The following is a 7288-nucleotide window of genomic DNA, read 5'->3' on the forward strand; positions in this document are numbered from 1 at the left end:
TCACCTTTCGCGGAATGACTGTCCTAAGGTTGTATGTATGGGCTTAAGAAGATATTCCAACACAGTTTTCTTTCCAGAATGAATGTCCGCTGTCGCGGTCATTCCTGGAAGAATTAAATTCCGATTTGGATCTTCTCCGACATAGGATTGAGCAAGTTTGACTTTGCCTTTGTAATAGTTCTCACCTTGTTCATCCTGAAAAGTCGTAGCAGAAATATGGTTTAGTTCACCCTCTACAGAGCCGTACCTGGAGTAATTATAGGTAACAAATTTTACGGTTGCGCGCTGACCAATATCAAGATGTCCGATATCCTCAGGACGGATTTGAACCTCCAGAACCAGTTCTTGCCCGACAGGCACAACTGTGACGATAGTACTACCGGGCGCGATGACCGAACCAATGGACTTTATGTCAAGCCCCTGAATGACACCGTCTACGGGCGCAAAAATATCCAACCGTCTAAGCTTGCTAATAATTTTGTTAAGTTTTTCTTCCATTTCGGCCGCTTCGGCATTTATTACGGCCAGTTTATCCAGCGCCTCGCGTTTTGCATGATCTACAACTTCCGAAAGGCGGCTTCTTGCCTCAGAAATAGATTGATCAACGGATCGAGATTTTAACGCCAGTTCCTGTAAACTACCTTTCTCTTTGAGGTATAAACGCTCAGATTCCAAGTAGTCAAACCGACTTAATGTGCTGGTTTTTAATAGGCGCCGGCGAATGTTTAACTGTTCTTCAAGCGGCGCTACCTGATTTGCCAGGACAATCTGCTGTGTTTTCAGTAGAGCTTTTTCGGATTTGCGTTGCTCTACTTGCGTCCGCAAAATTGCAACCTGGTTCTTGAGGTCAAGTCGTTGGGCTTCTAAAAGTGCTTGCTGTTCTTTTAAGAACGGCAGGTATCGATCATTGTCTAACGAATATTCCAATGGCTCATTGTTTGTGAATGCAACAAGGCGAGAAATTTTCATTTTTAGGATAACGAGTTGAGTGGTGATCTGACTTTTTTCGGCGAGTAAGTCGGTGGGATCCAGACGCACTATAACCTGGCCTTTTTCGACAATTTCCCCTTCGGTGACGGCTATGTTGCTAATGGTGCCGCCATCGATATGTTGCAGTATTTGCACGGCACCTGAAGGGACGACTTTACCAGACGCAACGGCAACTTCATCAATATCCGCAAAATTTGCCCAAATGACAAAAGCGACAACAATGGCGAAGCCAAATAGCATGGCCGCGCGCAGAAATGGTGTTGGGCCGGTTTCTTCGAGCATGATGGACAACCCAAGACGATTGCTAAAAGGTTTACCCTTGTTCAGCACGAGTTTTTCTGCCGCTTGTTCGATGGGCTCAGTGCCTTCGTTATCTGATGGTTTTGCCATTACGCACCTTCAATAATTTTAGGAATTATAGTCGAGGCTGGTTCTACTGCCCGTACCATTCCTTGTTTTAACAACACAACTTTATCCGCCGCCCGCATGTGGCTTGGGCGATGGGTAACAATAATAATGGTGGCCTTGCCGCGCATGCGTTCAATCGCATCCAAAAAGGCCTGATCACCCTCGTCATCCAGCATGTTTCCGGGCTCATCAAATATCATTATCTTGGCGTCTGTCATAAATGCCCTTGCCATAATGAGCCGTTGCTGAAACCCGGCTGGAAGTTGTCGCAGGATCTGATCGCCGATACGGGTGTCGTACTGATCTGGAAGTGCATTAATATCTTCCGCAAGGTTTGCCCATTCGCAAGCTTCAACAACCTGTTCTTCCGTTGCGGCACTGTTGGCGAGTAAAAGGTTTTGGCGGATGGTTCCGTGGAAAAGTTCACAATTTTGCGGCATATAACCAATTGATCTACGTAAATCCAGTGGATCAATTTGCCTGATATCGATGCCGTCAATCGTGATGCCGCCGACTTGCGGCTGATACATGCCCAGTAATAGTTTTACCAAAGTAGATTTACCGGAGCTGTTTCCACCAGCAAATGCGACTACTTCACCAGGATTTATTTTTAAATCGATGCCCATTACAGCGGGATCTTGATCGGCGGAATAACGAAAACTTACTCTGGAGAAAGAAATCGCACCATCAAACTCTTTTAGGGCGGACGATGTATACGGATTACGTTCGCTAGGCATTGTGAAAAGTTGATTAAGGCGTTTCACACTAATCCCAACTTGCTGAAGCTTCGTAAAAGCGAGAAACAAGGTTTGTGTTGGGGCAAGAAGCCGCCAAACAAGGGCCATGGTCGCCACGAGTGCTCCGACACTCATCGATCCTTCAAAGACGCGTGAGATACCCAGCGCTAAAGTTAAGACACCGGATGTCACCATTAGAACATGGGCAAAGGTTTGTGCACTTGCGGCGACCATGCTGTTTCTCATATTTGAGCGAGCGTTAACGGAAGATATATCTCGGTAACGATCCAGCCAGACTTCCTCTGCTCCCAATTGCTTAATAACCCGCATACTGTTTAAGCTTTCCGTTATGAAAGAGCTTTTAGAGGCTGTACTTGCAATATTTTGAGTAACTCTGCGCTGGATGGCCGGAAAGAGACCAAATCCTATCAAGGCGTACACTAATAACATGGCAATTGGAACGAGTACGAGGCTTCCTCCCAAAAGGCCAATAGCGATCAAGAAAACGAATATAAAAGGAAGCTCCAGAAATGCGATTGCCATTGGGCCAATAAAGAACTCGCGGATCATGTCGAATTCTCTGAACCGTGCCATTTTTGATCCCAGAGACGTTCGCTCAGTTTGTGCCGTAGGGAGGGACAGTATTTTTTGCAGTACAGCGCTGCCAATGATGTAATCAAGACGCGCGCCGATATAGGCCAACATTGTTCCGCGCATAAAGCGTAGGCCGGTATCACAAAGCAAGGCTAGGCCGACCCCAACCAGAAGATAATTCAACGTATCAAAAGATCCAGATCCAATTACTAAATCATAAACAGCCATTATGAAAAGAGGTGTCGCGAGGGCTAATAGATTAAGCAAAAATGTCATCATCAGGATGCGACGGATCAGCGGCATAAATCGCGCGAGAACGCTTTGAAACCAATCTTTCCCCGTACTCCATTGGCCAATTTTCTCCTGATCGATAGGTCGAAAGAAAAAAGCTGTGCCCTGGACACCTTCAGCCTCTTCTTTCGAGATATCGATATTCTCTTGTGTGGCGGAATCAAAAGCTTGAATACCATTCTTATTCGTAGAAAATAGAACTAGGACGGACCCGTTTTTTCTATCGAAAAGGCAGGGCATCAATCGACCATCGAGCGAAGATAGGGTCGATTTCGTCGGCTTGCTTTCGAAATTGAGATTTGCTAACGAGCTTCTGAAATCCATCAGGTCCATGGTCGAGGAAAAATGCGGCATAGCTTCAATAACTTGCGCTGCATCACCGCGCCAGCCAAGGGCTTCTAGCAAAGGTGAAATGCACGCGGCATACTGTGTTTCACGGCCCCAGTTCATTCTGCCGGAGGCATCGCTGGCAGGAGAAAGAAACGTCATTGTCCGGAAACCATTTCTAATTTAGGTGCTGCCGGAACCGGCCGGAACCTGGTAAGGTTTTCAATAGGTGTCGGCACAACATTTCGATCTTGTATCTTGTATCCACTGTCGCTAATTTTTAGGAGCGATGGGCGATGGCTGACTAGAATTATGGTACTTTGATCTTTCATTTGAAGCAGAGCATTTTTGAGGATTTCGTCCCCGGCCATATCGAGTGACGTATTGGCTTCGTCGAATAAAATAACTTCAGGCCTGGTGACGATAGCTCTGGCGATGGCAATTCTTTGACGGACACCGCCAGGGAGACTGTCCATCGCGCCATCACCGATGACGGTATCGTAGCCTTTCGGCAATCGTTTTATAACTGAATCTAGCCCCAGAATATTACATTGCTTGATTGCTTCATCGACAATCTGCCCCCGGCGAAACATGGTAAGGTTCTCCATAATCGTGCCGTGAAAAACAATACCAGTTTGTGGCAGGTAGGCGATATGTTGACGAACCTTGTTTGGGTCTGCTTTTGAGATATCAACGCCGTTTAACAAAACGCGGCCGGATTGGGGGTTTATTAGACCTAACATTAGCCACAGCAGAGTAGTCTTGCCGGATCCATTGGCACCGGAAACAGCGGTTGTTTCTCCTGCAGTAAAAGTTGCGCTCACATTTTCAAACAAAGGGGACGTGTTTCCGCCATAACCAAAGGAGACATCTTCTAGAGTTATTTGCGAACCTGTTTGCGCAACTGGCATTGGCATTGCTGCAAATGAATTGGTCTCTTCAGTAGAAATATGGTTCTTTTCTTGGGGAAGCTCTAATATTGCTTTCACCCGGTCTTGAGATAGTTTGATATTCTGGTAATGGGTCCAAACGCCCATTGCACGCAACAACGGCTGCAATGCTCGGCCCGAAAGTAAAGTACAGGCGGCCAGTCCACCGATGGTTAGTGATTCATTTATAACCAAAACGGAACCATATGCTGCGACCGCCACAAGCGTGATCTGCGAGAAAATAGTCCCTAAACTTTGAGCGACATTATTTTTAAAAGCGACAGTGCGGACGACGCTGGCCGTCGTTTCCTGCAGTCGCTCGTAACGACGAACCATTTGCGCTTCTAGTGCAAGACCTTTGACAGTATGTATTCCAGTCAGGACTTCTATCAGGAAATTATATCGTCTTTCATCCCAAACAGATCTGTCATTTAGCGCTTTTTTCAGTCCATGCCCAACAGCAATTGTAACGACGGAAAATACTATGAGAAGGATCAGTGGAACAAAAATTAGAGGCCCGGCAATAAACCCAACGAGAAACAAAAATATGAAAGCGAATGGTAAATCTATGAAAACCAGCAAACTATGGCCGGACATAAATTCGCGCAAACTCTCTATGGCGTTGAACCGATGTAAATAAACACCTGTGGCTTCTTTTTCAAATCGTACGATATTTGTTCCCAAAGTACGGTGTAGAGCTCGACAACCTGCTATATGCTCGAAACTAGCACCGGCTCTCGCCGTCAAATAAGACCGCGCTAACCGAAAGCAGGTCTCAAATATCAACGCAATTCCGACGCCAATAACCAAAAGCAGTAGAGTTTCCGTAGCATTATTGGGAATTATGCGATCATAGACCTGTAAAATCATGATGGGTAAAGCAAGGGCCAGCACGTTCAGTGCGCCGGATGCGTAAATAATATCGGCACGACCATGACGTAGCTTTGGCAACCTAGCTTGCCGGAGCATTGGCTTATCGTCCAATTCCGGATTAGCCGTCTTTACACGCCGTCTTTGAAAAAGCGCCATTTATTCACCATTTAAATTACGCCCAACAATTGGAAGTAAACGTAAAAATTAAGCCAAAAGTATTAATATTTAATTTTCATAATATTTTATTTTTATCACCGACAAATTGTCCGGAAGACGGAATTGGTTCAAAAATCCCTTGATTCCTGCGGTTCGAATAAACACCAATATCCCTAACAAGTTCTTAATTTTGTTGAAGATGTTCGGATAATTTTACCTAAATATTAAAGGAACATTAAGTCGTTGGGTTTATTTAGGAAGATTAGGTTTAAATCATCTGTTTTCTCAGGCCGCCCCAGGCCTTAATGATAAGTGGATTTAGTAATGAGTGATGATGTCGCAATAGATCAAGCCGCAAAAGAGGCGCTTCTGGACAATACGCAGACTAGCGGACAGGTCGAAGGAGACCCTCTTGGCAACCGTGCCGATAGAATTGATATGCGGGAAATGAATACTGTTGATGACCGCTCTCGCGAAGCGATCCATACGGGCGGCAAGAAAGATCATGATCTTAAACATGAACAAGGCAGTGACGACGACAAATCCGCCCAGGTGTCCGATACCGATAATAAAGATGAAAATTCCCGTGCGCGCGAACAGGCAGATGATGATCAGAATTCGCAGCATCAGGAGGGAACGTCAGCTTCCGGTGATGGAAGCTCTTCAGGCCGTCAAGGCGACTCCATGGAGGACAATCAGAATAGTGAAACCCGCCGCGGCATGGGGAATGATGAAAAAAATGAAACGAGTGCAGGGTCCGAAAGAAGCGCCGCAGAAGGATCTGAAACGTCGTCCTCAGTAACTGGGTTTTCTTCTGAAGCTGCAGGCCTATCGCGCGAAGAACAGCAGGTAGTTGATGCAACGGATGCAGCACCTCATTCCTTAGCTATGGACGATCAGTCAGTTTCAGAGAATTCGGATATTGGGGATGTCGTGGGAACGGTCTCTGCAGTTGATCCTGAAGGCAAAACACTGTCTTTCAGTTTGGCCGATGATGCCGGCGGCAGTTTTCTAATTGATTCATACACTGGTGAGATTACCGTAAACACGGCTCTGGATTTCGAGACGACGGATAATTATGAAGTAGTTGTGGATGTCTTCGATGGTGTAAATACCACTCAGCAGAGTTTTAGTCTTTCTGTTGCGGACATTGATGAAGCTGCTCATTCAGTATCCATGGATGATCAGACCATTGCAGAAGATGCTGAAGTTGGTGACGTCGTGGGAACTGTGTCGGCTATAGATCCAGAAAGTCAAACGCTTACTTACAGTTTGGGTGATGATGCGGATGGAAAATTTACCATCGACAGCACAACGGGAGAAATTTCCGTGGCGAGTGCTTTGGACTATGAAACATCAGAAAACCATCAACTTGTTGTAAATGTCGACGATGGCACGCAAATTACACAGCAGATTTTTACCATTAACATTGATGATGTTAAAGATGGAAAATCGGGCCTAAACTTGGACGGAACGGATGGCAATGATCGCCTTTATGGCGGTGAAGATAACGACACGTTGTCGGGTAACGGCGGGAACGATACTCTCTACGGATACGAGTCCGAAGACAAGCTTTTTGGCGGCGAGGGTAATGATCGCCTATACGGCGGTGACGACAATGACAGCCTTTATGGTGACGCAGGCAATGACATTCTGTATGGAGAAGACGGCAACGACAAATTGTCCGGCGGCACTGGAAATGATTACCTGAACGGCGGAGACGGTAAAGATAATTTATCTGGCGGTGATGGTAATGACCGTCTTTATGCGGGTGCCGGAAACGATAAACTGACAGGTGGAGATGGGAACGACACACTCGTCGGGGATGCTGGCAAGGATAACTTGTCCGGCGGTGACGGCAACGATTACCTGAACGGTGGTGCGGACAACGATAAACTCACCGGCGGAGAAGGTAGTGATCGTCTCTATGGTGGTGACGGTAAGGACAAGCTTACTGGCGGTGAGGGTAATGATCGTCTCTAT

General features: G+C 46.3%; 4 protein-coding genes. 1 reads left to right on the forward strand and 3 read right to left on the reverse strand.

All coding sequences use genetic code 11. The annotated features are described in order from the left end of the window. From V7723_RS06070 to V7723_RS06080, 3 genes are read right to left on the reverse strand one after another with little or no spacing between them, the layout of a single operon-like run. Positions 1–1380, reverse strand: a complete 1380-nt coding sequence (locus V7723_RS06070) for an HlyD family type I secretion periplasmic adaptor subunit (protein ID WP_335683548.1) — start codon at positions 1378–1380, stop codon at positions 1–3. After that, positions 1380–3509, reverse strand: coding sequence for a peptidase domain-containing ABC transporter (locus V7723_RS06075; RefSeq protein WP_335683549.1), 2130 nt, complete (start codon positions 3507–3509; stop codon positions 1380–1382). Before V7723_RS06075 ends, V7723_RS06070 begins: the two co-directional genes overlap by 1 nt. Further along, positions 3506–5305, reverse strand: a complete 1800-nt coding sequence (locus V7723_RS06080; protein WP_335683550.1) for a peptidase domain-containing ABC transporter — start codon at positions 5303–5305, stop codon at positions 3506–3508. Before V7723_RS06080 ends, V7723_RS06075 begins: the two co-directional genes overlap by 4 nt. Before the next feature lie 324 nt (positions 5306–5629). Here V7723_RS06080 and V7723_RS06085 point away from each other — a divergent pair. Beyond that, the coding region (locus V7723_RS06085) for a cadherin domain-containing protein (protein WP_335683551.1) at positions 5630–7288 on the forward strand (1659 nt) is incomplete at its 3' end.

The organism is Sneathiella sp. (assembly GCF_036960985.1).
Lineage (GTDB): Bacteria > Pseudomonadota > Alphaproteobacteria > Sneathiellales > Sneathiellaceae > Sneathiella.

Coding starts and splice junctions, on each gene's coding strand:
- V7723_RS06070 (WP_335683548.1), bottom strand. CDS start 1,380: ATGGCAAAACCATCAGATAACGAAGGCACTGAGCCCATCGAACAAGCG.
- V7723_RS06075 (WP_335683549.1), bottom strand. CDS start 3,509: ATGACGTTTCTTTCTCCTGCCAGCGATGCCTCCGGCAGAATGAACTGG.
- V7723_RS06080 (WP_335683550.1), bottom strand. CDS start 5,305: ATGGCGCTTTTTCAAAGACGGCGTGTAAAGACGGCTAATCCGGAATTG.